The organism is Galenea microaerophila (assembly GCF_054657255.1).
The window spans coordinates 600,001-602,100 of record NZ_BAAHWZ010000002.1; the positions used below are offsets into that span (position 1 = coordinate 600,001).

A 2,100-nucleotide genomic window follows, 5' to 3' on the forward strand; every position below is an offset into this window, starting at 1 on the left:
ATACGAAAACTTATTATGGGTGAAAACGAGTAGGACGGGACACGAGAAATCCTGTCTGAAGATGGGGGGACCACCCTCCAAGGCTAAATACTCTCTACCGACCGATAGTGAACCAGTACCGTGAGGGAAAGGCGAAAAGAACCCCTGGAGGGGAGTGAAATAGAACCTGAAACCGTGTACGTACAAGCAGTGGGAGCCCCTCGGGGTGACTGCGTACCTTTTGTATAATGGGTCAGCGACTTACTCTATGTTGCGAGGTTAACCGAATAGGGGAGCCGTAGGGAAACCGAGTCTTAACTGGGCGCAAGTAGCATGGAGTAGACCCGAAACCGGGCGATCTATCCATGGCCAGGCTGAAGGTTGGGTAACACCAACTGGAGGGCCGAACCCACGTATGTTGAAAAATGCGGGGATGAGCTGTGGATCGGAGTGAAAGGCTAATCAAGCTCGGAGATAGCTGGTTCTCCTCGAAAACTATTTAGGTAGTGCCTCATGTCTCACTGTTGGGGGTAGAGCACTGTTATGGTCTAGCGGGCCGTCAAGGCTTAGCAGCCCATGGCAAACTCCGAATACCAACAAGTGCAATCATGGGAGACAGACTGCGGGTGCTAACGTCCGTAGTCAAGAGGGAAACAACCCAGACCGCCAGCTAAGGTCCCTAAACACTACTCAGTGGGAAAGGATGTGGGAAGGCTTAGACAGTCAGGAGGTTGGCTTAGAAGCAGCCACCCTTTAAAGAAAGCGTAATAGCTCACTGATCGAGTCGGCCTGCGCCGAAGATTTAACGGGGCTAAGTAGTGTACCGAAGCTGCGGATGCCGTAAGGCATGGTAGAGGAGCGTTGTGTAAGTCTGCGAAGGTAAATCGAAAGGTTTACTGGAGATATCACAAGTGCGAATGCTGACATAAGTAGCGATAAAGGGAGTGAAAAGCTCCCTCGCCGAAAGACCAAGGGTTCCTACGCAACGTTAATCGACGTAGGGTTAGTCGGCCCCTAAGGCGAGGCCGAAAGGCGTAGTCGATGGGAAACAGGCTAATATTCCTGTACTTCTATATACCGCGATGGAGGGACGGAGAAGGCTAGATCATCCTGGTGATGGTTATCCAGGTTCAAGCCAGTAGGGAGATTCGCTAGGCAAATCCGGCGAATCAATCCTCAGAGGTGATGACGAGCCCATTATGGGCGAAGTGATTGATGCCATGCTTCCAAGAAAAGCTTCTAAGCTTCAAGTATATAGAAACCGTACCCCAAACCAACACAGGTGGTCAGGATGAGAATTCCAAGGCGCTTGAGAGAACTCGGGTGAAGGAACTAGGCAAAATGACACCGTAACTTCGGGAGAAGGTGTGCCTAAAGTAGGTGAAGCCCCTTGCGGGTGGAGCCGAACTAGGTTGCAGAGACCAGGTGGCTGCAACTGTTTACTAAAAACACAGCACTCTGCAAACTCGAAAGAGGAAGTATAGGGTGTGACGCCTGCCCGGTGCCGGAAGGTTAAGTGATGGGGTGCAAGCTCCTGATCGAAGCCCCGGTAAACGGCGGCCGTAACTATAACGGTCCTAAGGTAGCGAAATTCCTTGTCGGGTAAGTTCCGACCTGCACGAATGGCGTAATGATGGCCACACTGTCTCCACCCGAGACTCAGCGAAATTGAACTCGCAGTTAAGATGCTGCGTACCCGCGGCTAGACGGAAAGACCCCGTGAACCTTTACTACAGCTTTGCACTGGACTTTGACACGACCTGTGTAGGATAGGTGGGAGCCTGAGAAACCGAGACGCCAGTCTCGGCGGAGGCGTCCTTGAAATACCACCCTGGTCGTGTTGAGGTTCTAACCTAGATCAGTGAATCCTGGTCAGGGACAGTGTATGGTGGGTAGTTTGACTGGGGCGGTCTCCTCCCAAAGAGTAACGGAGGAGCGCGAAGGTACCCTCAGCACGGTCGGACATCGTGCAATGAGCGCAAGAGTAGAAGGGTGCTTGACTGCGAGACAGACACGTCGAGCAGGTGCGAAAGCAGGTTCTAGTGATCCGGTGGTTCTGTGTGGAAGGGCCATCGCTCAACGGATAAAAGGTACTCCGGGGATAACAGGCTGATACCGCCC

Annotated in this window: 1 rRNA gene (only partly in view); it reads left to right on the forward strand. The window is 52.5% G+C overall.

The annotated features are described in order from the left end of the window. A 23S ribosomal RNA gene (locus ACYQ05_RS08210) occupies nucleotides 1-2,100 on the forward strand (its annotated part extends 319 nt beyond the left edge of the window); the annotation flags it as partial.